Consider the following 26188-nt stretch of genomic DNA (forward strand, 5'->3'; position numbering starts at 1 on the left):
CGGGGGAGCCAGCCCGATGAACGTGCCCGACCATGCGCCGACCCTGATGCCGAAGGCGGCCGCGCCCGAGGCCTTCACCGATGCCGCCTCGGCGGTGGCGCGGCTCGAGGCGCTCTATGCCCAGGCAACGCGGTTCCTCTTCGACCGCTTCACCGAGACGCTGTCGGGCGCCCGGCCCGAGGCAAGGATGCGCGCCTTTTACCCGGAGGTGCGGATCACCACGACGAGCCATGCCAAGGCCGACAGCCGCCTGAGCTTCGGCCATGTCGCGAGCCCCGGCACCTATACCGCGACGATCACCCGGCCCGACCTTTTCCGCAACTACCTGATCCAGCAGCTCGAGCTTCTGATCCGCAACCACGGCGTGCCGGTCGTGGTCGGCCCCTCGGCGACGCCGATCCCGGTGCATTTCGCGGTCGCCTCTAACCCCGCGGTCTCGGTGCCGCAGGAGGGGGTGCTCGACTTCCCGCTGCGCGACGTCTTCGACGTGCCGGATCTCGCGACGACGAGCGACGACATCGTCAACGGCACCGCGAAGCCCAATCCCGACGGTTCCGGCCACCTCGCGCCCTTCACCGCGCAGCGGGTGGACTATTCGCTCGCCCGGCTCTCGCATTACACCGCGACGGGGCCGGAGCATTTCCAGAACCACGTCCTTTTCACCAACTACCAGTTCTATGTCGACGAGTTCGAGGCCTTCGCCCGGCAGGCGCTGGCCGATCCGGGCTCGGGCTACACGAGCTTCGTGTCGCCCGGAAACCACGAGATCACCGATGCCGATGGCGGCATCCCGGTGCTGCCGAAGATGCCGCAGATGCCGTCCTACCACCTCAAGCGGCGCGGCGGGCAGGGGATCACGCTGGTCAACATCGGCGTCGGCCCGTCGAACGCCAAGACCGCGACGGACCATATCGCGGTGCTGCGCCCCCATGCCTGGCTGATGGTCGGCCACTGTGCCGGTTTGAGAAACAGCCAGTCGCTGGGCGACTTCGTCCTCGCCCATGCGTATCTGCGAGAGGACCGGGTGCTCGACGACGACCTGCCGGTCTGGGTGCCGATCCCGGCGCTCGCGGAGATCCAGATCGCGCTGCAGGAGGCGGTGGCGGAGGTCGCCGAGGTCGAGGGATTCGAGCTGAAAAGCATCATGCGGACGGGTACCGTGGCCACGGTCGACAACCGCAACTGGGAGCTTCGCGACCAGACCGGGCCGGTGCACCGGCTGTCGCTGTCCCGTGCCATCGCGCTCGACATGGAAAGCGCCACGATTGCGGCGAACGGGTTCCGGTTCCGGGTTCCCTACGGCACGCTCCTTTGCGTCTCCGACAAGCCCTTGCACGGCGAACTGAAGCTGCCGGGCATGGCGACGGATTTCTACCGCACCCAGGTCAGCCGGCACCTCCTGATCGGGGTTCGGGCGATGGAGCGGCTGCGCGACATGCCGCTCGAACGCATCCACAGCCGGAAGTTGCGCAGCTTCGAGGAGACGGCGTTCCTCTGAGGGCGTGGCAAAACGGCCAGAATCCCCGAAAAACCGCGAAAATCGCTTGCTTTGGGCCACAAAAGATTGTGTAGCAACACTACATGACGCTTAATGGCGCAGAATAACCCCCATCCGAGGGGTCACAGTGAGGAGACATACATGTCGAAACCGATGACCAAGACCCAGCTCGTCGCCGCTCTGGCCGAAGAGATGGGCGCCGATAAGAAAACCGCCTCGGGCGCGCTGGACGCGATCGCCTCGGTCGTGACGCGTGAGGTAGCCGCCGGCGGCGCCGTCACCATTCCCGGCATCGGCAAGGTCCAGTGCCGCGCCCGCCCCGAGCGCCAGGTGCGCAACCCCGCCACCGGCGAAACGATGATGAAGCCGGCCGACAAGGTCGTGAAGGTCTCGATCGCCAAGGCGCTGAAGGACACCGTCAACGGCTGAGTCCCGCGCGGACGCCGCCACCATCGCTTGGGCCGCCTTCGGGCGGCCTTTGTTTTGGGCGGCGGGCGCGATTGTCCGTGATCCGGCGGCAAACCGGACGGGGCGGCGTGTCAGGCAAGCTCGGCTGATACCCACCTTGCCTCACGTCCGGTACCGTATCATTTCAGGTCGTTGTAGGCCGCCGGCACATTCAGCCCCGGATGGACCCAGCCAAAAAGCGCATAGCCGCCGTAGTCGGGCAGCGTCACCCGCGCCACGGTCTCCTCCAGGCTGAGCCCCTCGTCGACCGCGGCCTGTACCCCGTCGCGCACCGCGCCGAGATAGTCGACGTGCCAATGGATCGCCTCCATCCCGGTCACCGGACCATGCCCCGGCACGACGCGGGTATCGGCGTCGAAAGCGGCATGGACGCTCCGCAGCGTCTCCAGCGTCTCGACGAGATGGCCGTCGAGCAGCCAGGGCAGCGCCGGCTTCTCGGCGACGACCGCGTTGCCGGTCCAGAGCACCTTGGCCGCCGGCACCGAGACGAACAGGTCGCCGCCGGTCTGCGCAAAGCCGAAGTCGCGGATTTCGACGGCGATCCCGCCGAGATCGACCGCGAGATGTCCGCCCGCGCCGACGAGAAGGTCGGCGGTGACGGGTGCGACCTCCTCAATGCCGCGCCCGGCGCCGAAATTCTGGATCATGAAGGCGCGGTCAGCCTCGAAATGTTCCCCGATATAGGCCGCCGTTGCCTCGTGCTGGATGATCGAGACCTCCTCGGGCACGAAGGCGTTGCCGTAGGAATGGTCGCCGTGAAAGCTCGTGTTGACGAGGTAGCGCACCGGCCTGTCGGTCCGCGCCGCGATCAGGTCGAAGAACTGGCGATTCAGCCGCTCGTTGAGCATGGATTCCACGACCAGCACCGCATGCTCGCCGATGACGAAACCGCCGGTCGTGGCGATCGGCGCGCCCTCGGCGGCCATCCCGGCCGCGCCTTCGGGCACGACGGCGAAGACGCCGGGGGCGAGTTCCTGGGCTTCGAGGACCACGGTGTTGCCGTCCCAGACCGGATCCTGAGCGCTGGCGGCGCCCGTCGCCGCGGCAAGGAACGCGGCGGCGGCTATGACGTGCTTCATCTTTTCCTCCTTCAAGGGCAAGGCAGCCTGCTGCTGTCCCGACAGGGTAGCGCATCGACCCGAAGATAGGAGTCGCGCAGGCACTCAGCCTGTGTGCGCAGAAGAACAGATTGCCGCATTATCTGCTTGATCCGTGCGGCGATTGGACCGCATCGAGATCAGCTGAACCCGTCGCCGCGACAGGCCGGGCAGCGCGAGACCTTGATGCCGAAGCAGCCGGTGCAGCGGTCGAACTGCGGGTTGCCGCGGTGGTCCGCCCCGCGCGCCACTTCGCCCTTGCCGCCGCAGATCGTGCAGGGCACCCGCCCCGTGCCGTGGCAGCGGTGGCATCTGCGTTTCACATCGGGAGTCTGGCTCCCGCCGGGGCTGGGCTTCTTCATCGCTCGTCCGGTCCCTTCTCGGCGCCTGTCCTCGAGTCTCTGCCCCGCAGGAAACCATGTGGGGCCGCGCCTGTCACGCCGCTCACGAAATATTGGTTTCCCGGCCGGGATCGTGTAGGGCGGCGGCAGGGTGGCCGAAGGGACGGAATGGACATACGCGCGATCTTCATGGGCCTCGCCTTCGCGCTGATGTGGTCCTCGGCCTTCACCTCGGCTCGGATGATCGTCGCCGACGCGCCGCCCTTGACCGCGCTGTCGCTGCGGTTCCTGATCTCGGGGTTGATCGGCGTCGGCATCGCCCGCGCGATGGGGCAGAGCTGGCGGCTCTCGCGCGGCCAGTGGCGCTCGGTCGCGGTCTTCGGCCTCTGCCAGAACGCGCTCTATCTCGGGCTCAACTTCGTCGCGATGCAGTGGGTCGAAGCCTCGCTTGCCGCGATCATCGCCTCGACGATGCCGCTGCTGGTGGCGCTGCTGGGTTGGCTCTTCTTCGGCGAGAAGGTGCGGCCCCTGGGAATCGCCGGGCTTGTCGCCGGGGTCGCCGGGGTCGCGATCATCATGGGCTCGCGCCTCACCGGCGGGGTGAGCCTGCCGGGTATCGCGCTCTGCGGCGCGGGGGCCTTGGCGCTCGCGGTGGCGACGCTGACGGTCCGGGGGACGTCGTCGAAGGGCAACGTGCTAATGATCGTCGGGCTGCAGATGTTCGTCGGCGCGGGCGTCCTCGCGGTGGCGGCGGCACTGACCGAGAGCTGGCAGGTGAACTGGACGCCGCGGCTCGGGCTCGCCTTCGCCTATACGACGCTGGTGCCCGGCCTGATCGCGACCTGGGTCTGGTTCCGGCTCGTCGACCGCATCGGCGCCGTGCGGGCCGCGACCTACCATTTCCTAAACCCGTTCTTCGGCGTTGCTGTAGCCGCGGTCCTGCTCGGGGAAACGCTCGGGCTCGCCGACATCGTCGGCGTCGTCATCGTCGCGGCCGGCATCCTCGCGGTGCAGCTCTCGAAACGCGCTCCGGCGCCAGTCGTGGCGGTGGCGCGCTAGCCGGAGGCGCCCGCGACCTCGGCGAAGCGGGCAAGCAGCCAGTCCTCGAAGAGCGCCGCCTCGGGGCGGGGCCGCCGCGCCGTGGCGGGGCGCATGAGGTAATGTGCCTGCGGAAACTCGACCGGCTCGCCGACGATGGCGACGGCCCGGCCGGCGCGCACCGCGCATTCGGCGAAGCGGGCGACGACGCAGGCATGGCCGCCTCCGGCCTCCACCAGTTCGAGCGCGGCAATCGAGGTGTCCACGGCGAAGCGGTGGCCGGTGCCGTCGCTCTCGATCCCCGCGGCGGCGAAGTAGCGCCGCCAGTTGTCGTCATGGCCGAGGATGTGGATCAGGGGACCGGCATCGAGATCCTCGGGACCGCGGATCTGCGAGGCGCTCCGCGACGCGGTGACCGGGACGATGGCCTCGGTCGAGACCTTCAGCGCCTGCGCATCCGGCCAGTCGCCGTGGCCGAGCCGGATCTCGACATCGACATCCTCGCCAAGGGTCGAATCCGCCCAGATGTTGGAGACCATGCGGATGTTGATCTTCGGATGGGCGCGGGCGAAATCGGGCAGGAGCGGGGCGAGCCAGAGCGCCGCGGTCGATATCGGCAGCTTGACGACGATGGTTTGCTTCGCCGTCGGGCCGAAGAGGCTCGTCGTGGTGCGGCCGATGTCTGAGAGCGCCTGGCGCACCGTCGGCAGGTAGGCCTTGCCGAGATCGGTCAGGTCGAGACCGCGCGCCTTGCGCGTGAAGAGACGGCAGCCGAGCGCGGATTCGAGCGCCTTCATATGCTGGCTGACGGCGGTCTGGGTGAGGCCGAGTTCGCGCCCCGCCTCGGTGAAGTTCAAGAACCGCGCCGCCGCCTCGAAGGTCCGCAGCCAGGTCAGGTTCGGCAGGCGTTGCATGTCGCTAGACCAAAGAAATTTTGCCTCTAACGGCCAAATATATTCGTTATTCTTTTTGCTTGCCAGTGCCTACCCTTGCCGCGAGAGGACCGCGAGGAGCCCGTCGCCGGACAGGCCGGCCGGGATGCGGTGACGGAGAGCGCGAATGAAGGTTGGATTCATCGGTCTTGGAAACGTGGGCGGCAAGCTCTCGGGGAGCCTTCTGCGGAACGGCATCGACCTCACGGTGCATGACCTCAATGCGGCCCTCGTGGCCGATTTCGTCAAGCGCGGCGCCACGGCCGCCGAGAGCCCGGCGCAGCTGATGCGCGACTGCGACGCGGTGATCACCTGCCTGCCCTCGCCCGCCGCCTCGGATGCGGTGATGGCCGAGATGCTGCCCGAGGTGGGCCCCGGCAAGATCTGGATGGAGATGTCGACCACCGACTATGCCGAGGTGCAACGCCTCGGCGCCAAGGTGATCGGACAGGGCGGCGCGGCGGTCGACTGCCCGGTCTCGGGCGGCTGCCACCGAGCGGCGACCGGCAACATCTCGATTTTCGCGGGCTGCGACCGCGTCACTTTCGAGCGGATCCTGCCGTTCCTGACCACGATGGGCCGGCGCATCCTGCATACCGGGCCGCTCGGCTCCGCTTCGATCCTGAAGGTCGTGACCAATTACCTCGCAACCGCGAACCTCGTCACCTGCTGCGAGGCGCTGGTGGTGGCGAAGGCCGCCGGCATGGATCTCAATACCGCTTACGAGGCGATGAAGATCTCCTCCGGTACCTCCTTCGTGCACGAGACCGAAAGCCAGGTGATCCTGAACGGATCGCGCGACATCTCCTTCACGATGGACCTCGTGAAGAAGGATATCGGCCTCTTCCAGGAGGTCGCCGACCGCGCCAAGGTGCCGCTGGAGGTGAGCCCCGTCCTCATCGACATCTTCAATGACGGCATCGCCCGCTACGGCGACCGCGAATACTCGCCGAACATCATCAAACGGCTCGAGGAGGCGACCGGCCTCGACATCCGCGCGCCGGGCTTCCCGCCCGAGATGCTCGACGACGAGCCGGAGGAGCCGGGCTACGAGGTCATCCCGCAGGGCGCCGACCGGCGCGTTGCGGCCGAGTGAGGATCATCCCCATGACCGATATCACCGCCGAACCCAGTCGCGCCGCAGCACCCGAGCCCGGCGCGATGAGCCGGGAATGGCACTGGCACCCGGAGCTGCCGGTCCGGCACGCGCCCTACTGGCACTGGCCGCCGAGGCCGCTCAAGCTCGCGAAATGGCTCTGGACGAACTACCTGCAGGTCTCCGACCGCTCGATGTTCCTCGCGTTCGCCTTCGTGGTCGCCTTCTGGCTGCAACCGGTGACCGCAGAGCAGGCCACCTTCCAGCCCGGCTGGATCGGCTGGGTGCTCTTGCGCAACTACCTTTCGCTGATCGTGGTCGCCGGCGGGCTGCACTACTGGTTCTATGGGATCGACGGCCAGGGCAAGCGGCTGAAATACGACCCGCGCCCGATGTCGAAGCGCAAGAACGCGCTTTACAAGTTCAACTCGCAGCTTGCCGACAACATGTTCTACAACCTCGCCTCGGCGGTGCCGATCGTCTCCGCCTACGAGGTCGTGTTCCGCTGGCTCTATGCCAACGGCACGCTGCCGACGCTGGGCTTCGCCGAACATCCGGTCTGGTTCGTGCTCGTCTTCCCGCTGCTGGCGCTGTGGCAGAGCCTGCATTTCTACGTCATCCACCGGCTGATCCACTGGCCGCCGCTCTACCGCCACGTCCATTCGGTGCATCACCGCAACGTCAATCCCGGCCCGTGGTCCGGCAACTCGATGCATCCGGTGGAAAGCGCCGCCTATTTCAGCGCGCTATTGCTGCTCGCGGTCCTGCCCGCCCATCCGGTGCATTTCCTCTTCCTCACCTACTGGCTCCTCCTCGGCGCGGCCTCGTCGCATTCGGGCTACGAGGGGATCTGGGTGAAGGACAAGTCGCGGTTTTTGATCGGCGCCTTCTTTCACCAGCTCCATCACCGCTACTACGAGTGCAACTACGGCAATTCTGAAATGCCCTGGGACAAGTGGTTCGGCACCTTCCACGACGGTTCGGAGGAGGCAACGCGGGAAACCCGCGACCGCAAGCGGCGGATGCACGGGCAATAGGCGCAGCCAACGGAGGACAAGCCATGGCGAAAATCACTTACATCGAGTTCGGAGGTGCGGAGCACATCGTCGAGGTGCCGGACGGCAGCACGGTCATGGAAGGGGCGCGCGACAACGGCGTACGCGGCATCGAGGCCGACTGTGGCGGCGCCTGCGCGTGCTCGACCTGTCATGTCTATGTGGATCCGGTTTGGGTGGACCGGCTTCCGGCCAAGCAAGCGATCGAGGCCGACATGCTCGACTTCGCCTATGACCCCGATCCGCATCGCTCGCGCCTCACCTGCCAGATCCGGATCAGCGCGGACCTGAACGGCCTGCGGGTGTTCATGCCGGAAAAACAGATCTGACCGCAGGCGGGGCCGGGCGCACGCGGCCGGCCCCTTCCCTCGCCCGCCCGCTACCGCCTCACGACGCCCCGATCGGGCCCCGCGCGCCGCCGGTCTGCGCCCGGTCCAGAAGCAGGTGGTCGAGGATCACGCAGGCCATCATCGCCTCTCCCACCGGCACAGCGCGGATGCCGACACAGGGATCGTGACGGCCCTTGGTGACGATCTCGCTTTCCTCGCCGGAGATCGAGATCGTCTTGCGCGGCGTCAGGATCGAGGAGGTCGGCTTCACCGCGAAGCGCACCACGACGTCCTGCCCGGTCGAGATGCCGCCAAGGATGCCGCCGGCATGGTTCGAGGAATAGGCCGGGCGCCCGTCATTGCCCATGAAGATCTCGTCGGCATTCTCGACGCCGGTCAGTTCCGCCGCCGCCATGCCGGCGCCGATCTCGACGCCCTTCACCGCGTTGATCGACATCATCGCGGCGGCCAGCTCGGTGTCGAGCTTGCCGTAGACCGGCGCGCCGAGCCCCGCCGGTACGCCCGAGGCCACGACCTCGACCACCGCGCCCACCGAATTGCCGGACTTCCTGAGTTCGTCGAGATGCCCGGCCCAGATCGACGCCGCAGCGGCATCGGGGCACCAGAACGGGTTGTTCTCCACCTCCGCCATGTCGAAGCGGTCGCGGTCGGCCCTGAGCCGACCCATCTGCACCATGTAGCCCGTGATCCGGACCTCGGGCGCGAGCAGCTTCAGCACCTCGCGCGCGACGCCGCCGGCCGCCACCCGCGCCGCCGTCTCGCGGGCCGAGGAGCGCCCGCCGCCGCGCGGGTCGCGGATCCCGTATTTCTGCCAGTAGGTTATGTCGGCATGACCGGGGCGGAACCGCTGCGCGATCTCGCCGTAATCCTTCGAGCGCTGGTCGGTGTTCTCGATCATCAGCTGCACCGGCGTCCCGGTGGTCCGCCCCTCGAAGACGCCGGAGAGAATGCGCACCGCATCCGGCTCGCGCCGCTGGGTCGTGTACTTCGACTGCCCGGGCTTCCTGCGGTCGAGCCAGTGCTGAAGCATCGCCTCGTCGACCGCCACGCCCGGCGGGCAGCCGTCGACCGTCGCGCCAAGCGCCGGCCCGTGGCTCTCGCCCCAGGTGGTGACGCGGAAGAGATGTCCGAACGTGTTGAGGCTCATGGGCGGGCTCCTTTGCCTTCGCGGCATAGCGAAGCCCGCGCCCCCGCTCAAGCATTCTCCCGCCCCGCCCCTTCATCTTGCCCGAAATATCCCGGGGTGAGCCCCGGATCTGATCCAGGGCGAGGGGCAGCGCCCCTCCCTTCGCGTTTCCGCTTGCGCCGGGCCCCGCCGGCGCTATGGTGCGCCCCACCTCGGGGTGCCCTCGATCCAGGGCTGAGATGCGGCGACGCGAACCCGTAGAACCTGAACCGGTTAAGACCGGCGGAGGGAAGGTCCGGCCCCGCGCCACCACCATCTCCGCCCGCCTGACCATTGGAGGATGAGAGATGAGACATTCCCTGATGATCGCGGGTCTCCTGTGCGCCACCACCGCCGCCGCGCAGGACAAGCCCGTGCTGACCGTCTACACCTATGACAGCTTCGTCTCCGAATGGGGGCCGGGACCGCAGGTCGAGGCCGCCTTTGAGGCCGAGTGCGGCTGCGACCTCAACTTCGTCGCGTCCGGCGACGGCGCGGCGCTGCTTGCGCGCGTGCTCCTCGAAGGCGACAGCACCGAGGCCGACATCGTGCTCGGGCTCGACACCAACCTCACCGCGAAAGCCGCCGAAAGCGGGCTCTTCGCCGACCACCCGGCGCTCGACGTGAGCTGGAGCCTGCCCATCGACTGGGCCGACCCCATCTTCGTGCCCTATGACTGGGGCCAGTTCGCCTTCGTCTACGACAGAACGAAAACCGAGACTGTCCCGGCCGATTTCGAGGCGCTCGCCGCCTCCGACCTGACAATCGTGATCGAGGATCCGCGCTCCTCCACCCCCGGCCTCGGGCTTCTCTACTGGGTCAAGCAGGCCTATGGCGAGCGCGCGCCCGAGATCTGGGCGGGGCTCGCCGACAATATCGTCACGGTGACGCCGGGCTGGTCGGAGGCCTATGGGCTCTTCCTCGAGGGCGAGGCCGACATGGTGCTCTCCTACACCACCTCGCCCGCCTATCACCTGATCGCCGAGAGCGACGACACCAAGGCGGCGGCCCCCTTCACCGAAGGCCATTACCTGCAGGTCGAGGTCGCCGCGAAGCTCGCCGGCACCGACCAGGGCGCGCTGGCCGACCGCTTCCTCGCCTTCATGACCTCAGACGCGTTCCAGTCGCTCATACCGGAAACCAACTGGATGTACCCGGCCGTCACCCCGGCGGCCGGCCTGCCCAAGGGTTTCGAGACCCTGATTCGGCCGGAAAAAAGCCTGCTCTATTCCGCTACCGAGGCCGCCGCGATCCGCGACGCGGCACTTGCCGAATGGCAGACCGCGCTCAGCCGTTGAGCCTCGGCCTCGGCGCCGGTGCTGGGATCGCGGCGACGCTGATCCTCGCGCTCACGCTCGGCACACTCGGTGCGGTGATCCACCGCGCCGGGGGGCTCGGCAGCCTCGGGCCGGCCGATTGGGCGGCGCTGCGCTTCACCGTGACCCAGGCGGCCCTTTCGGCGGCCCTTAGCCTCCTCCTTGCCATCCCCGTCGCGCGCGCGCTGGCCCGGCGCCGGTTTCCCGGCCGGGGCGTCCTCATCACGCTCCTTGGCGCCCCCTTCATCCTGCCGGTGATCGTCGCGGTGATGGGGATCCTCGCGATCTTCGGTCGCGCCGGGCTCCTGAACGACGCGCTCGCCGCGCTGGGGGCGGAGCGGGTCTCGATCTACGGGCTGTCGGGCGTCGTCCTCGCCCATGTCTTTCTCAACCTGCCCCTCGCGGTGCGGCTCCTCCTTCAGGGCTGGCGCGGGATCCCGGCCGAGCGCTTCCGCCTCGCCGCCGCGCTCGGCTTTTCCAGCACCGACATATCCCGCCATCTGGAACGGCCGATGCTGCGCGCGCTCGGCCCCGGCATCTTCGTCACCATCTTCCTGATCTGCCTCACCAGTTTCGCGGTCGCGCTGACACTCGGCGGCGGCCCGAAGGCGACGACGGTCGAGCTTGCGATCTACCAGGCGTTCCGCTTCGATTTCGACCTCGGCCGCGCCGCTCAGCTCGCGAGCCTGCAGCTCGCGCTCTGCGCCACGGCGACGCTCGCCGCCGCCCGCCTCACCCTGCCCGCGGGCTTCGGCGCCGGCCTTGACCGTGCGCTCGCCCGGCCCGATGCGGCGACGCTTCCCTTGAAGCTGCAGGACGCCGCCGCGATCTCGGTCGCGAGCCTCTTTCTCCTCGCGCCCCTCGCCGCCGTGATCCTCGCGGGCCTGCCACGCCTCGCGACGCTCCCCGCCCCGGTCTGGGAGGCCGCCCTGCGCTCGCTTCTCGTAGCGCTCGCCTCGACGCTCCTCGCGCTCCTCCTAGCGCTGCCGCTCGCGCTCGCCATCGCCCGGACCAAGGGGCGGCTCCTCGAAACCATTGGCATGCTGCCCCTCGCGACCTCGGCGCTCGTCATCGGCACCGGCCTCTTTCTGCTCCTCCGCGGGCTCGCGAGCCCCGCCGCGCTTGCCCTGCCGGTCACCGCCGCCGTCAACGCGGTGATGGCGCTGCCCTTCTGCCTGCGGGCCCTGATCCCCGCCGCGCGCGATCTCGAAACCGGTTACGGGCGACTCGCGGAAAGCCTCGGGCTCTCCGGCGCCGCGCGGCTCCGCTACCTCACCCTGCCGCGGCTGCGCCATCCGCTCGGCTTCGCCGCCGGGCTGACGGCGGCGCTCTCGATGGGCGATCTCGGCGTCATCGCGCTCTTCGCCGATGCCGAGAGGGCGACGTTGCCCTTGCAACTCTACCGGCTGATGGGCGCCTACCGCATGGCCGACGCCGCCGGCGCGGCGGTGCTGCTCCTTGCCCTCAGCCTTGCGCTCTTCTGGATCCTCGACCGCGGAGGCCGCGCCGATGCTCAGGCTTGACACCCTCGTCATCACTCAGGACGACTTCCAGCTCACCGCCGATTTCAGCGTCGCCGCCGGCGCCCGCGTCGCGGTGATCGGCCCCTCCGGCGCCGGCAAGTCGACGCTTCTGTCGGTGATCGCGGGCTTCTACCCCGCCGCCAGCGGCCGCGTCCTCTGGAACGGTGCCGACATCACCCGGCAGCCGCCGGCGCGCCGGCCGCTCTCGATCCTGTTTCAGGACCAGAACCTCTTTCCCCACCTGACCGTGGCCGAGAACGTCGGCCTCGGCCTGCGCCCCGACCTCCGTCTCTCGCCCGCCGAACGTGCCGCCGTTACCCGCGCGTTGGAGCGCACCGGCCTCGCCGGGCTCGAGGCGCGTCGGCCCGCCAGACTCTCGGGCGGCCAGCAGAGCCGGGTGGCGCTCGCCCGCGCGCTCCTGCGTGCCCGGCCCCTGATGCTGCTCGACGAGCCCTTCGCCGCCCTCGGCCCCGCGCTCAAGGCCGAGATGCTCGACCTCGTGGCCGAGATCGCCGCCGAGACCGGCGCCACGGTGCTGATGGTCAGCCACGATCCCGACGACGCCCGCCGATTCGCGCCGGAGACGATCGTCGTTGCCGGGGGCATCGCGCATCCGCCCCGCCCGACCGCCGCGCTCCTCGACAGCCCGCCGCCCGCGCTCGCCGCCTATCTCGGAAAATGAAAACGCGCCCCCGAAGGGACGCGCCATATCTTCTTCATTGCCCCAATACCCCGGGGGTCCGGGGGCAGCGCCCCCGGCGCCACCGTGTCAGGCCTGGACCTTCTTCTTGCCCTTGTGGGGCGCCCAGAGCCGCTTGTTGGTCAGATAGAGAAGCACGGTCAGAAGCCCGATGAACAGCACCGCGACGAAGCCCGCCTGCTTGCGTGCCATCATCTTCGGCTCGGCCGCCCACATCAGGAAGGCCGCGACATCCTCGGCCATGTGATGAGCCGAGTTGTCGTGCCCGTCGGCATATTCGACCTGCCCGTCCGCGAGCGGCGGGCTCATCGCGATCAGCCCGCCCGGGAAAGCGGAATTCTCATAGAACGTCGTCCCGGCCTGCTCGACCTCATGGCCGGTATAGCCGGTGAGGATCGAGACGATGTATTCCGGGCCGCCGATGCCGCGGAGGAACTGGTTGATGCCGGTGCCGTAGGGCCCGTGGAAGCCCGCCCGCGCCTTCGCCATCAGGCTCAGGTCGGGCGCGTTCTCCAGCGCGGATTTCGGGAAGAAGTCGTTCGGCGTGGCCTCGCGCTCCTCTCCGGTGTCCTTGTCGATCGCGGTGAACTGGGTGGCATAGGCGCGCACCTGGTCTTCCGGCAGATGCGGCCCGCCCTCGTCGGACAGCGAGCGGATCGGCACCAGCTTCATGCCGTGGCAGCCGGCGCAGACCTCGGTATAGACCTGCAGCCCGCGCTGGAGCTGGTGCTCGTCATATTTCCCGAACGGGCCCTCGAAGGAGAAGGCCACGTCCTCGATATGCTGCTCGCCGCCGCCGGCCGCGAGGGCCGCGCCCGAAAGCGCCAGGACGGAGGCCGCCGTGATTGCGATTTTCCTCAGCATCTCAATCGGTCCTTTCCGTCACTCGGCCACGTGGGCCTTGGCGCCGTAATGCGCGTTGAAGTCGTCCTCGATCGTCGCCGGCTGGGCGGTCGGCTTCTCGATCACGCCAAGAAGCGGCAGGATGACGAGGAAGTAGGCGAACCAGTAGGCAGAGGCGATGAGCGAGATCCAGGTGTAGATCCCCTCGGCCGGCTGCGCGCCCACCCACATCAGCACGACGAAGTCGATGATCAGGAGGTAGAACCACCAGCGGAACATCGGCCGGTACTGGCCCGAGCGCACCGAGGAGGTGTCGAGCCACGGCACGATCGCCATGACCGCGATCGACCCGAACATCGCGATCACGCCGAAGAACTTCGCGTCGACGATGCCAAAGGTGATGAACTGCACCAGCTGCACCAGCCAGACGTCGCCGGTGAAGGCGCGCAGGATCGCGTAGAACGGCAGGAAGTACCATTCCGGCACGATATGCGCGGGCGTCGCCAGCGGGTTCGCGGGGATGTAGTTGTCCGGGTGGCCGAGATAGTTCGGCATGAAGCCGACAATCGCGAAGAAGACCAGCAGAACGACGCCGAGCGCGAAGAGGTCCTTGATCACGAAATACGGCCAGAACGGCAGCGTGTCCTTCTCAGCCTCGGCCTTGGAGCCGCGGCGGACCTCGACACCGGTCGGGTTGTTGTTACCCGTGGTGTGGAACGCCCAGATGTGCACCGCGACCAGCGCCGCGATGACGAAGGGCAAGAGGTAGTGGAGCGAGAAGAAGCGGTTCAGCGTCGCGTTTTCCACGGCCGGCCCGCCGAGGAGCCAGGTCTGGATCGGCTCGCCGATGCCCGGAATAGCGCCGAAGAGGCCGGTGATCACCGTGGCGCCCCAGAACGACATCTGGCCCCAGGGAAGCACGTAGCCCATGAAGGCGGTGCCCATCATCGCGAGGAAGATCAGGATGCCGACGATCCAGGTGATCTCGCGCGGGGCCTTGTAGGAGCCGTAGAAGAGGCCGCGGAAGATGTGGATGTAGACGGCGAGGAAGAACAGCGAGGCGCCGTTGGCGTGAATGTAGCGCAGCATGTGGCCGCCGTTCACGTTGCGCATGATGTGCTCGACCGAGGCAAAGGCCTTGTCGACATGCGGCGTGTAATGCATCGCGAGAACGATGCCGGTGACGATCTGAAGAACGAGGCAGAAGGCAAGGACGATGCCCCAGATCCACCACCAGTTGAGGTTCTTCGGCGTCGGAATCATCAGCGTGTCATAGGCGAGGCTGACGATCGGCAGGCGGCGGTGAAGCCACTGCTCGAAGCCCGTCTTGGGCTCGTAATGGTCGTGCGGAATACCAGCCATGGTCAGTCCCCTCAGCCCAGCTTGATCGTGGTTTCGTCGGTGAAGGCCGCGGTCGGAACCGGCAGGTTCTCGGGCGCGGGACCGCGGCGGATGCGGCCCGACGTGTCATAGTGCGACCCGTGGCAGGGGCAGAACCAGCCGCCGAAGTCGCCGGCGCCGTCGCCGAGCGGCACGCAGCCGAGATGGGTGCAGACGCCCATCATCACCAGCCATTCGCCGGCCTCGTCCATGGATCGGTTCTCGTCGGTCGCGGGCGCCCCGGCCGTGCCGTTGGCGTTGCGCGCGTCGGCATCGACGAGCTCGCTCACGTCGACGGCACGGGCGGCCTCGATCTCTTCCGCGGTGCGCCGGCGGATGAAGACCGGCTTGCCGCGCCACTTCACGGTGAGCTGGGTGCCGGTCTCGACGCCCGAGATGTCGACGAAGATCGACGACAGCGCCTGGACGTCGGCGGAGGGGTTCATCTGGTCGACGAGGGTCCAGACGGCTGCGCCGCCCGCAACCGCGCCGGCCCCGGCGGTGGCGTAATAGAGGAAATCCCTCCTCGTGCCGGTATGGTCTTCTGCTTGGGACACGGAAACATTCTCCCTTTCCTGACCGGATGACCGGCCCTGCGACGAACGGGCCGCAGTCTCCCGCAGCCTTCCCGGGCGGTTATTAGCGGCCAAATTCAAGCCCGTCCAGCGGACAATCGGGCGCAACGCGGCACTGTGACGCAACCGCTGCAGGGGCGCGGGGCACGCATCGCGGTGGATTCGGCGCGCGCCGGCCGCGGCCTCAGCCCTGCGGCTCGGTCGCGGCCATGCTGGCGCGCCGGGCGAAGCCGTCGTGCCAGGCCGCGAGTCGCGGACGGCCGGCGCGCCAGTCGCGCTCGCCGTGGCGGAAGTCGAGATAGGATAGCGCGCAGGCGGCGGCGATCTGGCCCATGTCGACGGGACCGCCGAGATGATCCATCCAGCGCGCCTCGAGCGTGTCGAGCGCGCGGGCGATCTTGGCCCATTGCGCCTCGGTCCAGGCCTCGTAGCGCTTGTCCTCGGGCCTCAGCCGCGACTCGTAGAGCATCAGGATCGCCGCATCGAGGATCCCGTCGGCGGTGGCCTCGAGCGTCAGAACCTCCCACAGGCGCGGCTCGGGCGGGTAGAGCCGGCCGTCCGAGCGCGCGTCGAGATAGCGGCAGATCACCCGGCTGTCGTAAAGCGCCGGCCCGTCGTCGCGTTCGAGCGCGGGGATCTTGCCGAGCGGATTCTGCGCCACCGGCAGCGAGCCGGGGTCGAGCGGCCCGCCGGTCGCGGGAACGATCTCGACATCGGCGGTCTGGCCGGTCTCGTGGAGGGCGACCACGACCTTGCGCCCGAAGGGCGTCGTCGGCGAATGATAGAGCCGCATTCCGGGCGCTCAGACCTTGCGGAGCCGGAAACGGCCCAAGGCGGCGGCGTCGATCTCCACCGCGGTGCCGCCGAAGCGGATCACCCGGCGGAACCGCGCCGCGGCATTGGTCTGGCCGCGGTCCTGCGGACGGTGGACGGCGAGGCCTTCGTCCATGTCGTCGAGCGCATCCTCGGCCCGCTGGTCGGTGCGGCCCTTGCGCAGCGCGCGGCGAAGCCCGTAGGCGGCGACGGCGAGCGCGCCGTAGCGGATGGCGAAACCGGCGATCGGGGCGAGCGGCAAGGGCATGGGATCCTCCTGAGGCTGTGCGACGATGCTAGGGGCGGGGGGCGGGCCTGTCCATTCAAGTTTCCGCGTCCGGCTTGCCGCGCCGGCCGGCCGCGTTTCCCTTTTGCCCGGCTCCGTGCCATGATTTCGTAAAGGTTTAGGCGGCATGCCGGGGCGCGTCGGCAACCGGTAAGAAACGAATCGTTTGGCCGTGATGGGGCACCGTTCTATAACTGACCGGCCGGTCGGTTAATGAATGAGAAGGGGTCTGCGAGGCCCGGATCGGGAGGAGGCGGGAATGGCCGAGGCGTTCATCTGCGATGCCGTTCGCACCCCGATCGGGCGTTACGGCGGGGCGCTGGCGGGGGTCAGGGCCGACGATCTTGCCGCGCTGCCGCTCCGGGCGCTGATGGCGCGCAATCCGGGCGTCGACTGGGCCGCGGTCGACGATCTCATCTATGGCTGCGCAAACCAGGCGGGCGAGGACAACCGCAACGTCGCGCGGATGGCGGCGCTTCTCGCCGGGATGCCGGCCGCGGTGTCGGGGACGACGGTCAACCGGCTCTGCGGCTCGGGGATGGATGCGGTCGGCATGGCGGCCCGCGCGATCCGGGCGGGCGATTGCGATCTGGTGATTGCCGGCGGGGTCGAGAGCATGAGCCGCGCGCCCTTCGTGATGCCGAAGGCGGAGGCGGCGTTCTCGCGCGCCAACGTGATCTACGACACCACGATCGGCTGGCGCTTCGTAAATCCGGCGATGACGGCGGCTTTCGGCACCGATTCGATGCCCGAGACCGCCGACACTGTCGCCGCCGAGTACGGCATCAGCCGCGCAGATCAGGACGCCTTCGCGCTCCGGAGTCAGCGGCGCTGGGCCGAAGCTGCCGAGGCCCGGCGCTTCGCCGAGGAGATCGTGCCGGTCGAGATCTCGCAGCGGAGGGGCACCCCGATCGTCGTCGCGGCCGACGAGCATCCGCGGCCAGAAACCGACGCGGCGCAGCTCGCCCGGCTGAAGGGCATCAACGGGCCGGAATTGTCGGTGACGGCGGGCAATGCCTCGGGCGTCAACGATGGCGCGGCGGCACTGATCGTCGCTTCGGAACAGGCGGCGAAGGAGCAGGGGCTGACGCCGAAGGCGCGGATCGTCGCGATGGCGGCGGCGGGGGTGGAGCCGCGCGTCATGGGGATCGGGCCGGTGCCGGCGGTGCGCAAGGTGCTCGCCCGCGCCGGGCTGACGCTCGGCCAGATGGATGTGATCGAGCTCAACGAGGCCTTCGCGGCGCAGGCGCTCGCGGTCCTGCGCGAGCTTGGATTGTCCGACGACGCACCCCATGTGAATCCCAATGGCGGCGCCATCGCGCTCGGCCATCCCCTGGGCATGAGCGGCGCCCGGCTGGTCACCACCGCGATGTACGAGCTTCGCCGCCGCAATGGGCGCTATGCGCTCTGCACGATGTGCGTCGGTGTCGGGCAGGGCATCGCGCTCATTCTCGAACGCACCTGAAGGGAGGCGAAGATGTACGCCCAGATGGTCAAGACCGAGGCGAAGCGGGTGAAGAGCCGCGAGGAGATGACGCCCGAGGAGGCGGCCTTTCAGGACCGGATCGAGGCCGGCGAGAAGATCGAGCCGAAGGACTGGATGCCAGAGGGCTACCGAAGGACGCTGATCCGCCAGATCGGCCAGCACGCCCATTCCGAGATCGTCGGCCAGCTTCCCGAAGGCAACTGGATCACGCGCGCGCCGACGCTGGAGCGCAAGGCGATCCTGCTCGCCAAGGTGCAGGACGAGGCGGGCCACGGGCTCTACCTCTATTCCGCCGCCGAGACGCTGGGGGTGAGCCGCGACGCGCTGATCGCGAAGCTCCATGACGGCTCGATGAAGTATTCCTCGATCTTCAACTACCCGACGCTGACCTGGGCCGATATCGGCGCGGTCGGCTGGCTCGTCGATGGGGCCGCGATCATGAACCAGGTGCCGCTGCAGCGCACCTCCTACGGGCCCTACTCCCGCGCGATGATCCGCATCTGCAAGGAGGAGAGCTTCCACCAGCGGCAGGGCTACGACATCCTGATCAAGATGTGCCTGAAGGGCACGCCTGCGCAGAAGGCGATGGCGCAGGATGCGCTGAACCGGTTCTGGTATCCCTCGCTGATGATGTTCGGTCCCTCGGACAAGGACTCGGTCCATTCGGCGCAGTCGATGGCCTGGAAGATCAAGATCAACACCAATGACGAGCTTCGGCAGAAATTCGTCGACCAGACCGTGCCGCAGGCCGAGTACCTCGGCCTCACGGTGCCCGACCCGGATCTGACATGGAACGAGGACAAGGGCGGCTACGATTTCACCGAACCCGACTGGGCGGAATTCTACGCCGTCCTTGCCGGCAACGGCCCCTGCAACAAGGAGCGCATGGCCGCCCGCGTGACGGCCTGGGAGGACGGCGCGTGGTTCCGCGAGGGGCTGATGGCGCATGCGCGCAAGGCCGCCAATCGCGGCGTCGCGGCCGAATGAGGAGGGTATGATGTCGAGCGAATGGCCCCTGTGGGAAATCTTCATCCGCGGTCAGCACGGGCTCAACCACCGCCATGTCGGCAGCCTGCACGCGCCCGATGCCGAGATGGCGATCCGCCATGCCCGCGACGTCTATACGCGGCGCAACGAGGGCGTCTCGATCTGGGCGGTGAAGTCCGACGATATTGTCGCCTCGGCGCCGTCGGAGAAGGGGCCGCTCTTCGATCCGTCGAATTCCAAAGTCTACCGCCACCCGACCTTCTTCGACATTCCCGACGAGGCGGGGCACATGTGATGGCCGAGGCTGACCTGTTCGAGTTCCTCACCCGGATGGGGGACAACACGCTGATCCTCGGCCATCGGGTCTCGGAATGGTGCGGCCATGCGCCGGTGCTGGAGGAGGACATCGCGCTCGCCAATACCGCGCTCGACCTCATCGGCCAGACCCAGCTCTGGCTCGGGCTCGCGGCGGAAGTCGAGGGCAAGGGGCGGACGGCGGACGATCTGGCGTTCCTGCGCGATGCCGGGGCGTTCCGGAACCTCCTTCTCGTCGAGCGCCCGAACGGCGATTTCGGCCAGACCCTGATGCGGCAGTTTCTGTTCGACGCCTGGCACCATGCGATGCTCTCGGCGCTCTGCCAGTCGGCCGATCCGCGGGTGGCGGCGATCGCGGAGAAGGCGGTGAAGGAGGTCGCCTATCACCTCGAACGCTCCGCCGATCTGGTGATCCGGCTCGGCGACGGCACCGAGGAGAGTCATGGCCGGATGCAGGCCGCGCTCGACGACATCTGGCTCTATGCCGGCGAGATGTTCCTTGCCGACGCCACCGACGCCGCGATGGCGGAAGCCGGGGTCGCCCCCGATCCCGCCGCGCTGAAGCCGGTCTGGCAGGCGACGGTGGGCGAGGTCCTCTCGGACGCCACCCTGACCGCGCCTGACACCGATTTCAGCCATAAGGGTGGTCGGATCGGCATCCATACCGAGCATCTGGGCTACATTCTCGCCGAGATGCAGTTTCTCCAGCGCGCCTATCCCGGCGCGGTGTGGTAAGCCGATGCGGCCCGCCTCCGACCAGATCTGGCGCTGGCTCGCCGAGGTTCCCGACCCGGAGATCCCGGTGATCTCGGTCACCGATCTCGGCATCGTCCGAGACGTGGAATGGCAGGGCGAGACACTCGTCGTCACCGTCACGCCGACCTATTCGGGCTGCCCCGCAACGACCGCGATCAACCTCGACATTGAGGCGATGCTGCGGGCAAAGGGCATCGCGGACCTGCGCATCGAGCGCCGCCTCGCGCCGCCCTGGTCGACCGACTGGATCTCCACCGAGGGGCGCGAGAGGCTTCGCGCCTACGGCATTGCCCCGCCGATCGACGGCACCGCGCCGGACGGGCGCACCATCGCCCGCGCGACCCGGCTCTCCGGTGCCAACCTGACGGTGCCCTGCCCGCGCTGCGGCTCGGCCAGTACCGAGCGGATCAGCCAGTTCGGTTCCACCCCCTGCAAGGCCGCCTGGCGCTGCAAGGATTGCCTTGAACCCTTCGACTACTTCAAATGCCACTGAGGAGGCCGGACCCGGCATGGCGCGCTTCTACCCCCTGACCGTCACCGACCTCCGCCACGATACCCGCGATGCGGTGGTGGTGACGCTTGCGCCGCGCGAGGCCGACCGCGCCGCGTTCCACTTCCTGCAAGGCCAGTACCTCACCTTCCGCCACGCCTTCGACGGTGAGGAGCTGCGCCGCTCCTATTCGATCTGCTCGGGGCTCGACGACGGCACGCTCCGCGTCGGCATCAAGCGGGTCGAGGGCGGCGCCTTCTCGACCTGGGCGAACGAGGAACTGGCCGTCGGCGCGGTGCTGGAGGCGATGCCGCCGATGGGCCGCTTCCATGCACCTATCGAGCCGTCTCAGGCCCGGCACTACCTCGGCTTCGCCGGCGGCTCCGGCATCACGCCCATCCTGTCGATCATCCGGACCGTGCTCGCCCGCGAGCCGAGGTCGCGCTTCACGCTCGTCTATGCCAATCGCCAGATCAGCTCGATCATGTTCCGCGAGGAACTGGAGGACCTGAAGAACCTCAATCTCGGCCGGCTCTCGATTCTGCATGTGCTGGAGAGCGAGGCGCAGGAGATCGAGCTTTTCACCGGCCTCATCGACGCGGCGAAGATGGAGGCGCTGTTCCAGTCCTGGATCGACCCCGGATCGGTCGACATGGCCTTCATCTGCGGGCCGGAGCCGATGATGCTGGCGATCGCGAAATCGCTGCGCGCGCACGGGATCGCGGACGACCGGATCAAGTTCGAGCTCTTCGCTTCCGGCCAGCCGGGACGGGCGAAGCAGAAGGCGGTGTCGGTGACCGCTGCGGCTTCGGCCCACGCGACCGAGGCGACGGTGACGCTCGACGGCACGGCGCGGACCTTCCGGATCGAGAAGGAGGGGCCGAGCCTGCTGGAAGCCGCGCTCGCCCACCAGATCGACGCGCCCTATGCCTGCAAGGCCGGGGTCTGTTCGACCTGCCGCGCGCGGGTGACCGAGGGCGAGGTCGAGATGGCGGTGAACCATGCGCTCGAGGATTATGAGGTCCGGCAGGGCTATGTGCTGACCTGCCAGTCGCGCCCGCTCACCGACCGGGTGGCGCTCAGCTACGACGAGTGAGGGAAAGATGGCAGAGGCGATGCGGATCGAGGACTACCTGGCCGAGGGCGGCGTCCTGACCTCGCCCGACAACGTGCCGGCGCGCTACCGGGGCGAGCTGATGCGGCTCATGGCCTCCTTCGTCGACAGCGAACTCGCGGGCGCGGCGGGCTTTGCTGACAGGATCAACGATGCGCCGGGGATCACGGCACGGATCGCGGCGGCGCGGATCGTCGCGGAAAAGACCGCTCATGCCGGCCGGGTTCTGGAGATCATGGGCGAGTTCGGCGCCGATACCGCGCGCTACGCCACCCGCCATCCCTGGGCGGCGCGGGTGGCCCGCGACGCCGATCTCGGTCAGGCGCGGGCGGGCGCCGACATGCGGCTGTCGGTCTTCCACTATCCGCTGACCGGATGGGTCGACGCGGTGGCGATGAACGTGCTCATGGGCCTCGCGACCGGGGTGCAGCTCGAGGAGCTGTCGCGCGTCTCCTATGCGCCCCTGGCCGAGGCCTTCCGCGAGATCGCCCCGGCCGAGGCCCGCCATGCCGAGCTTGGCCTCGAAGGCCTGCGCCAGATCGTGGCGACGCCATCGGGCCGGGCCAAGGCCGAGGCCGCGCTGTCCTACTGGTGGCCCAAGGTGGCCGAGACCTTCGGCCGCGCCGGATCGGAGCGGTTCGCTATGCTGAAGCGACTCGGGCTGCGGCACCGACCGAACGAGGCGCTTCTGGCGGACTGGACTGCCGCCGCCGAGGCTGCGCTGGGCGGGCTCGGGCTTCGGATTGGGGGGCGCTGATGGACGTATCCGTGAAGCCGCGCCGGCTCGAAAGCTATCTCGCCGGGCACTGGCAAAGGGGCGCGGGCGACGGCACCGTTCTGCGCGATGCCGCGACCGGAGCGCCGGTCGCCGTTATCGACGCGAGCGGGCTCGACTTCGCCGCGGCGCTCGACTGGGGGCGGCGTGTGGGCGGGCCGGCCCTGCGCGCGATGACGCTCCACGACCGGGCACTGATGCTGAAGGCGCTGGGCCTCAGGCTCATGGAGATGAAGGAACTCTTCTACGCCGAGAGCTTTGCCACCGGCGCCACCCGCGCCGATGGCTGGATCGACATCGAGGGCGGGATCGGCACGCTTCTCTCCTATGCTTCGAAGGCGCGTCGCGAGCTTCCGAACACCCGCGTCCTGACCGAGGGCGCGGTCGAGCCCCTGTCGAAGGACCAGAGCTTCTCCGCCCAACATATCCTGGCGCCGCGCCACGGCGTCGCGGTCCATATCAACGCCTTCAACTTCCCTTGCTGGGGGATGCTGGAGAAACTTGCGCCGACGCTGCTTGCCGGCATGCCCGCGCTGATCAAGCCGGCGAGCCAGACCGCCTATCTGACGGAACTGATGGTGCGGAAGATCGTCGAGACCGGGATGCTGCCGGAAGGCGTCCTGCAGCTCGTCTCCGGCGCGGCGGGCGACCTGCTCGACCATGTGGACGGGCAGGACGTGGTGACCTTCACCGGCTCGGCCGAAACCGGTCGGCGCCTGCGCACCCATCCGGCGATTGTCGCGAATTCGGTGCCGTTCACCATGGAGGCGGACAGCCTCAATGCCTCGGTCCTCGGCTCCGATGCCGCGCCGGGAACGCCGGAGTTCGACCTTTTCGTCAAGGAGGTGGCGCGCGAGATGACGGTGAAGGCGGGGCAGAAATGCACCGCGATCCGCCGCGCCTTTGTGCCGCGCGCCCATGCCGACGCGGTCATCGCGGCTTTGCGCGGGCGGCTGGCGAAGACTCCCATCGGCGATCCCGCCGCCGAGGCGACACGAATGGGCCCGCTCGCCAGTCTCGCGCAGCGCGAGGAGGTCCGCGCCCGGACCCGCGACCTGCGCGCCGAGGCCGAGGTCGTCTCGAGCGATCCCGACCGGGTGGTGCTCGCCTCGGGCGACGCCGAAGCGGGCGCCTTCCTCGGCCCGGTGCTGCTTTACTGCGACCGGCCCGGCGCGGCAGAGGCGGTCCATGATGTCGAGGCCTTCGGCCCTGTCGCCACCCTCATGCCCTATGACGAATTGGAGGAGGCGGTGGCGCTGACCCAGCGGGGCAAGGGGTCGCTCGTCGCCTCGCTCTTCACCGATGATCCGGGCGTCGCCGAGGAAGCGGTGATCGGCATGGCGCCGTTCCACGGCCGCATCCTGATTGGCAACCGCGCTGCCGCGAAATCCTCGACCGGGCACGGCTCGCCCCTTCCGATGCTCGTCCACGGCGGGCCGGGCCGCGCCGGCGGCGGCGAGGAGATGGGCGGGGTGCGCGGCATCGCCCATTTCATGCAGCGCACCGCGGTGCAGGCGCCGCCGCGGCTCCTTGGCGCCGTCACCGGGCGCTGGAGCGAGGGTGCGGCGACACAGGCCGGCACCCATCCGTTCCGCAAGTCGCTTGCCGACCTCAAGATCGGCGACCAGCTTGTCACCGGCCCGCGCGAGGTCACGCTGGCCGATATCGAGCACTTCGCCAGCTTCACCGGCGACACGTTCTACGCCCATATGGACGAGGCCTCGGCGAAGGCGAATCCGTTCTTCGAGGGCCGCGTGGCACACGGCTACCTCGTCGTTTCCTTCGCCGCCGGGCTCTTCGTCGATTCTGCGCCGGGTCCGGTCCTGGCCAATTACGGCATCGACAACTTGCGCTTCCTGACCCCGGTCTATCCCGGCGACACGCTCCGGGTGCGGCTGACCGCGAAGGAGATCAACCCCCGCGCCAATGCCGATTACGGCGAGGTGCGCTGGGACTGCCGGGTGACGAACCAGAGGGATGAGGCGGTCGCGGAATACGACGTCCTGACGATGGTCGCGAAGGTCTGGCCGCCCGAGTAGGCGCCTCAGCGCACCGCGCGGACGCCGTCGAGGATCAGCGTGGTGGCGAGGTCGGCATAGTCCGCCCGGCTGACCGGTCCGCCCTCGCGGAACCACTGATCGATCCAGTTCATCATCCCGAAGAGCGACATCGTCACCGGCATGAGATTGCGCCCGTCGCCCTCCCCGAGCGCCGGGTTCACCGCCGCGAGCACCGCCGAGAAGCGCCGCACGATGCGCCGCTCGACCGCGAGGATCTCGGCCTTCTCGGCCTCGCCCAGCACCGGCCCGGCGTTGAGCTGCACCTTGTGCTGGTCGGCGGCGTCCCGGTAGGTCTCGATCACCGCGCGCACCAGCGCGCGCAGCCGCGCCTCGGGCGGAAGTTCGGGATCGTCGGCTGCCGCGATGGCGGCGTCGAGCTCCTCAAGATGGGTGTGGATGATCGAGAAGATCAGCTCGGCCTTGCTCGGGTAATAGTGGTAGAGCAGCGACTTCGACACGCCCGACTGCGCGGCGATACGGGCCATCGAGGCCTTCTCCATCCCCTGCTCGGCAAAGACCGCCGCGGCGCTCCTCAGGATCGCGCGCCGCTTGTCGTCGAAGTCTTCCGCTCGGGTGCGGGCCATGTCTTTCCTCTTTCTCGCGGCTGCGCGGATGATGCCCGGTCAGCCCGGCAGATGGCTGCCCGGAACGACGCGCGAATGGCCGCGGAACTCCGCGACGGTCGCGCCGTCCTGATTGGTCACGCTGACGTCGTAGATCCCCGAGCGCTCCCGCCGGACGATCTCGCGCGCGGTGGCGGTCAGGCGGTCGCCGGCCCGCGCCGGGATCAGGTAGGTGATGCTGCACTGCTGCGCGACCGCGACCCGGTTGTGGGAATTGCAGGCGAAGGCGAAGGCGCTGTCGGCAAGCGTGAAGATGTAGCCGCCGTGACAGCTGCCATGCCCGTTCGCCATCGCCCCGGTGACGGTCATCGACAGCACCGCCGCACCCGGCGCGATCCGGTCGAGCGTCATGCCGAGCTCTTGCGAGGCGGCATCGCCCGCCCACATCGCCTGCGCGGCGGCTTCCGCGAGCTCTTGCGGGGACATGTCGGCGGCGGGTTTCATCGGCCGCAGGCCCCGAGCGCGCGGCGTTCGTGGCACCTGCAGGGCTTCTGCAGATCGACGAGTACGCTCTTGGTCAGTCCCATCCTGTGATTCCCGTTCGCGGCGGCTTCAATGCTACGATGAACGACCGGTCGGTCAATTATCAATCATGCGTCATCTCACGGGTCCGGGCGCCCCGGTGGCGCCGGCGGCCTTTACACACTTGGCTTTCGCGCCTAGCTAGTCCGGAGCCCGCGCCGCAGAAGAGCCTATCCGCATGTTCCGCAAACTTCTCGCAAGGTTGTCCGACAGGATGCTGTGGCGGCTCCTGCGCGAGAACATGCGGCTGCAGGTCTTCAACTACGGCACCGCGATCGCGGCGATGGTCGTGATCGCGGTGACGACGGCGCTCACCGCCTGGATCATGCGCGACATCATCGATTCGATGATGACCTCGGGCGACCGCGCCCAGGTCTTCGCGGTCGCCGCCTCGGTGGCGCTGATCTTCGCGGTCAAGGGGCTCGCGACCTATCTCCAGGTGGTCTCGCTCAGCCGCGCCGGCAACAGCATCGTCGCGGCCCAGCAGCGCAAGCTCTACGACCGCATCCTCCAGCACGGCGTCGCCTTCTTCAACGACCGCGCCTCGTCGGACCTGCTGATGCGGATGACGCTCTCGGCGGAAT

The 26188-nt window shown here is 68.5% G+C and carries 29 protein-coding genes and 1 riboswitch; of the genes, 18 read left to right on the forward strand and 11 right to left on the reverse strand.

Features of this window, described 5'->3' with window-relative positions; genetic code table 11:
- Positions 1–16: 16 nt before the first annotated feature.
- Both OEZ60_RS09340 and OEZ60_RS09345 read left to right on the forward strand, forming a co-directional pair.
- Complete coding sequence (locus OEZ60_RS09340; protein WP_263335345.1) at positions 17–1498, forward strand: AMP nucleosidase; 1482 nt, start codon at positions 17–19, stop codon at positions 1496–1498.
- A gap of 141 nt (positions 1499–1639) precedes the next feature.
- Positions 1640–1927: an HU family DNA-binding protein gene (locus OEZ60_RS09345; RefSeq protein WP_263335347.1), complete on the forward strand. Its 288-nt coding sequence runs from the start codon at positions 1640–1642 to the stop codon at positions 1925–1927.
- A gap of 158 nt (positions 1928–2085) precedes the next feature.
- Here OEZ60_RS09345 and OEZ60_RS09350 read toward each other — a convergent pair whose 3' ends face one another.
- Positions 2086–3045 (reverse strand): MBL fold metallo-hydrolase, encoded by a 960-nt coding sequence (locus tag OEZ60_RS09350; protein ID WP_263335349.1) that lies wholly within the window; start codon positions 3043–3045, stop codon positions 2086–2088.
- 158 nt (positions 3046–3203) lie between these two features.
- Positions 3204–3425: a hypothetical protein gene (locus OEZ60_RS09355; protein ID WP_263335352.1), complete on the reverse strand. Its 222-nt coding sequence runs from the start codon at positions 3423–3425 to the stop codon at positions 3204–3206.
- A gap of 147 nt (positions 3426–3572) precedes the next feature.
- On the opposite strand from OEZ60_RS09355, the gene OEZ60_RS09360 reads away from it, so the two are divergent.
- Positions 3573–4463: a DMT family transporter gene (locus OEZ60_RS09360; protein ID WP_263335354.1), complete on the forward strand. Its 891-nt coding sequence runs from the start codon at positions 3573–3575 to the stop codon at positions 4461–4463.
- On the opposite strand, the gene OEZ60_RS09365 is transcribed toward OEZ60_RS09360, so the two are convergent.
- Complete coding sequence (locus OEZ60_RS09365) at positions 4460–5356, reverse strand: LysR substrate-binding domain-containing protein (RefSeq protein WP_263335356.1); 897 nt, start codon at positions 5354–5356, stop codon at positions 4460–4462. The two genes, OEZ60_RS09360 and OEZ60_RS09365, sit on opposite strands and share 4 nt — an antisense overlap.
- Before the next feature lie 145 nt (positions 5357–5501).
- On the opposite strand from OEZ60_RS09365, the gene OEZ60_RS09370 reads away from it, so the two are divergent.
- Genes OEZ60_RS09370 through OEZ60_RS09380 form a run of 3 tightly spaced genes read left to right on the forward strand, consistent with a single transcriptional unit; the run spans position 5502 to position 7854 of the window.
- Entirely contained in the window at positions 5502–6470 is a 969-nt protein-coding gene (locus OEZ60_RS09370; protein ID WP_263335357.1) for an NAD(P)-dependent oxidoreductase, read from the forward strand.
- Positions 6471–6481: 11 nt separating this feature from the next.
- Complete coding sequence (locus OEZ60_RS09375; protein ID WP_263335359.1) at positions 6482–7507, forward strand: sterol desaturase family protein; 1026 nt, start codon at positions 6482–6484, stop codon at positions 7505–7507.
- Between the two features lie 23 nt (positions 7508–7530).
- Positions 7531–7854, forward strand: coding sequence for a 2Fe-2S iron-sulfur cluster-binding protein (locus OEZ60_RS09380; protein ID WP_263335361.1), 324 nt, complete (start codon positions 7531–7533; stop codon positions 7852–7854).
- A 58-nt stretch (positions 7855–7912) separates the two neighbouring features.
- On the opposite strand, the gene aroC is transcribed toward OEZ60_RS09380, so the two are convergent.
- Positions 7913–9022 carry a chorismate synthase gene (aroC, locus tag OEZ60_RS09385; protein ID WP_263335363.1) on the reverse strand — a complete coding sequence of 370 codons (1110 nt, stop codon included), beginning with the start codon at positions 9020–9022 and terminating at the stop codon, positions 7913–7915.
- Positions 9023–9204: 182 nt separating this feature from the next.
- A riboswitch (TPP riboswitch) is annotated at positions 9205–9309 on the forward strand.
- 39 nt (positions 9310–9348) lie between these two features.
- Between aroC and thiB the strand changes: the two genes are divergently transcribed.
- The 3 genes from thiB to OEZ60_RS09400 are packed head-to-tail and all read left to right on the forward strand — an operon-like array spanning position 9349 to position 12561.
- Positions 9349–10338 (forward strand): thiamine ABC transporter substrate binding subunit, encoded by a 990-nt coding sequence (gene thiB / locus OEZ60_RS09390; protein ID WP_263335364.1) that lies wholly within the window; start codon positions 9349–9351, stop codon positions 10336–10338.
- Positions 10314–11879, forward strand: a complete 1566-nt coding sequence (locus OEZ60_RS09395) for an ABC transporter permease family protein (RefSeq protein WP_263335366.1) — start codon at positions 10314–10316, stop codon at positions 11877–11879. The genes thiB and OEZ60_RS09395 overlap by 25 nt, the downstream gene beginning before the upstream one ends.
- Positions 11866–12561 carry a thiamine ABC transporter ATP-binding protein gene (locus OEZ60_RS09400; RefSeq protein ID WP_263335368.1) on the forward strand — a complete coding sequence of 232 codons (696 nt, stop codon included), beginning with the start codon at positions 11866–11868 and terminating at the stop codon, positions 12559–12561. The genes OEZ60_RS09395 and OEZ60_RS09400 overlap by 14 nt, the downstream gene beginning before the upstream one ends.
- Before the next feature lie 87 nt (positions 12562–12648).
- Here the strand turns inward: OEZ60_RS09400 and OEZ60_RS09405 are convergent, their stop codons facing one another.
- The 5 genes from OEZ60_RS09405 to OEZ60_RS09425 all read right to left on the reverse strand — a co-directional run bounded on the left by OEZ60_RS09405 (position 12649) and on the right by OEZ60_RS09425 (position 16458).
- Positions 12649–13443 (reverse strand): cytochrome c1, encoded by a 795-nt coding sequence (locus tag OEZ60_RS09405; protein WP_263335371.1) that lies wholly within the window; start codon positions 13441–13443, stop codon positions 12649–12651.
- Between the two features lie 18 nt (positions 13444–13461).
- Entirely contained in the window at positions 13462–14784 is a 1323-nt protein-coding gene (gene petB, locus OEZ60_RS09410; RefSeq protein ID WP_263335372.1) for a cytochrome b, read from the reverse strand.
- An 11-nt stretch (positions 14785–14795) separates the two neighbouring features.
- A complete protein-coding gene (gene petA, locus OEZ60_RS09415) occupies positions 14796–15359 on the reverse strand; it encodes a ubiquinol-cytochrome c reductase iron-sulfur subunit (RefSeq protein ID WP_263335373.1) in 564 nt (187 codons plus the stop codon).
- 202 nt (positions 15360–15561) lie between these two features.
- A complete protein-coding gene (locus tag OEZ60_RS09420; RefSeq protein WP_263335375.1) occupies positions 15562–16170 on the reverse strand; it encodes a glutathione S-transferase in 609 nt (202 codons plus the stop codon).
- 9 nt (positions 16171–16179) lie between these two features.
- Positions 16180–16458, reverse strand: coding sequence for a hypothetical protein (locus tag OEZ60_RS09425; protein ID WP_263335377.1), 279 nt, complete (start codon positions 16456–16458; stop codon positions 16180–16182).
- A 277-nt stretch (positions 16459–16735) separates the two neighbouring features.
- Between OEZ60_RS09425 and pcaF the strand changes: the two genes are divergently transcribed.
- Genes pcaF through paaZ form a run of 8 tightly spaced genes read left to right on the forward strand, consistent with a single transcriptional unit; the run spans position 16736 to position 24438 of the window.
- On the forward strand, positions 16736–17941 hold the full coding sequence (gene pcaF / locus OEZ60_RS09430) for a 3-oxoadipyl-CoA thiolase (RefSeq protein WP_263335379.1): 1206 nt from the start codon (positions 16736–16738) through the stop codon (positions 17939–17941).
- A gap of 12 nt (positions 17942–17953) precedes the next feature.
- Entirely contained in the window at positions 17954–18949 is a 996-nt protein-coding gene (gene paaA / locus OEZ60_RS09435) for a 1,2-phenylacetyl-CoA epoxidase subunit PaaA (RefSeq protein WP_263335381.1), read from the forward strand.
- 10 nt (positions 18950–18959) lie between these two features.
- A complete protein-coding gene (gene paaB, locus OEZ60_RS09440; protein ID WP_263335383.1) occupies positions 18960–19244 on the forward strand; it encodes a 1,2-phenylacetyl-CoA epoxidase subunit PaaB in 285 nt (94 codons plus the stop codon).
- Positions 19244–19999 carry a 1,2-phenylacetyl-CoA epoxidase subunit PaaC gene (gene paaC, locus OEZ60_RS09445; protein ID WP_263335384.1) on the forward strand — a complete coding sequence of 252 codons (756 nt, stop codon included), beginning with the start codon at positions 19244–19246 and terminating at the stop codon, positions 19997–19999. Before paaB ends, paaC begins: the two co-directional genes overlap by 1 nt.
- 4 nt (positions 20000–20003) lie before the next feature.
- Complete coding sequence (gene paaD / locus OEZ60_RS09450; protein WP_263335386.1) at positions 20004–20513, forward strand: 1,2-phenylacetyl-CoA epoxidase subunit PaaD; 510 nt, start codon at positions 20004–20006, stop codon at positions 20511–20513.
- A 16-nt stretch (positions 20514–20529) separates the two neighbouring features.
- The gene (locus tag OEZ60_RS09455) at positions 20530–21606 is read left to right on the forward strand and encodes a 2Fe-2S iron-sulfur cluster-binding protein (protein ID WP_263335388.1); all 1077 of its coding nucleotides are present in this window, start codon (positions 20530–20532) and stop codon (positions 21604–21606) included.
- Positions 21607–21613: 7 nt separating this feature from the next.
- A complete protein-coding gene (locus OEZ60_RS09460; RefSeq protein WP_263335389.1) occupies positions 21614–22381 on the forward strand; it encodes a Phenylacetic acid catabolic protein in 768 nt (255 codons plus the stop codon).
- Complete coding sequence (paaZ, locus tag OEZ60_RS09465) at positions 22381–24438, forward strand: phenylacetic acid degradation bifunctional protein PaaZ (RefSeq protein WP_263335391.1); 2058 nt, start codon at positions 22381–22383, stop codon at positions 24436–24438. The genes OEZ60_RS09460 and paaZ overlap by 1 nt, the downstream gene beginning before the upstream one ends.
- 5 nt (positions 24439–24443) lie before the next feature.
- Here paaZ and OEZ60_RS09470 read toward each other — a convergent pair whose 3' ends face one another.
- Together OEZ60_RS09470 and paaI are read right to left on the reverse strand one after the other, a co-directional pair.
- Positions 24444–25043 carry a TetR/AcrR family transcriptional regulator gene (locus OEZ60_RS09470; RefSeq protein ID WP_263335392.1) on the reverse strand — a complete coding sequence of 200 codons (600 nt, stop codon included), beginning with the start codon at positions 25041–25043 and terminating at the stop codon, positions 24444–24446.
- 39 nt (positions 25044–25082) lie between these two features.
- Positions 25083–25508: a hydroxyphenylacetyl-CoA thioesterase PaaI gene (gene paaI, locus OEZ60_RS09475; protein ID WP_263335394.1), complete on the reverse strand. Its 426-nt coding sequence runs from the start codon at positions 25506–25508 to the stop codon at positions 25083–25085.
- Positions 25509–25782: 274 nt separating this feature from the next.
- Here paaI and OEZ60_RS09480 point away from each other — a divergent pair.
- A partial coding sequence (locus OEZ60_RS09480; RefSeq protein WP_263335396.1) for an ABC transporter transmembrane domain-containing protein occupies positions 25783–26188 on the forward strand: 406 nt, incomplete at its 3' end.

The sequence above is a fragment of the Albidovulum salinarum genome (genome assembly GCF_025673475.1).
In the GTDB taxonomy this organism is placed as follows: domain Bacteria; phylum Pseudomonadota; class Alphaproteobacteria; order Rhodobacterales; family Rhodobacteraceae; genus Albidovulum; species Albidovulum salinarum.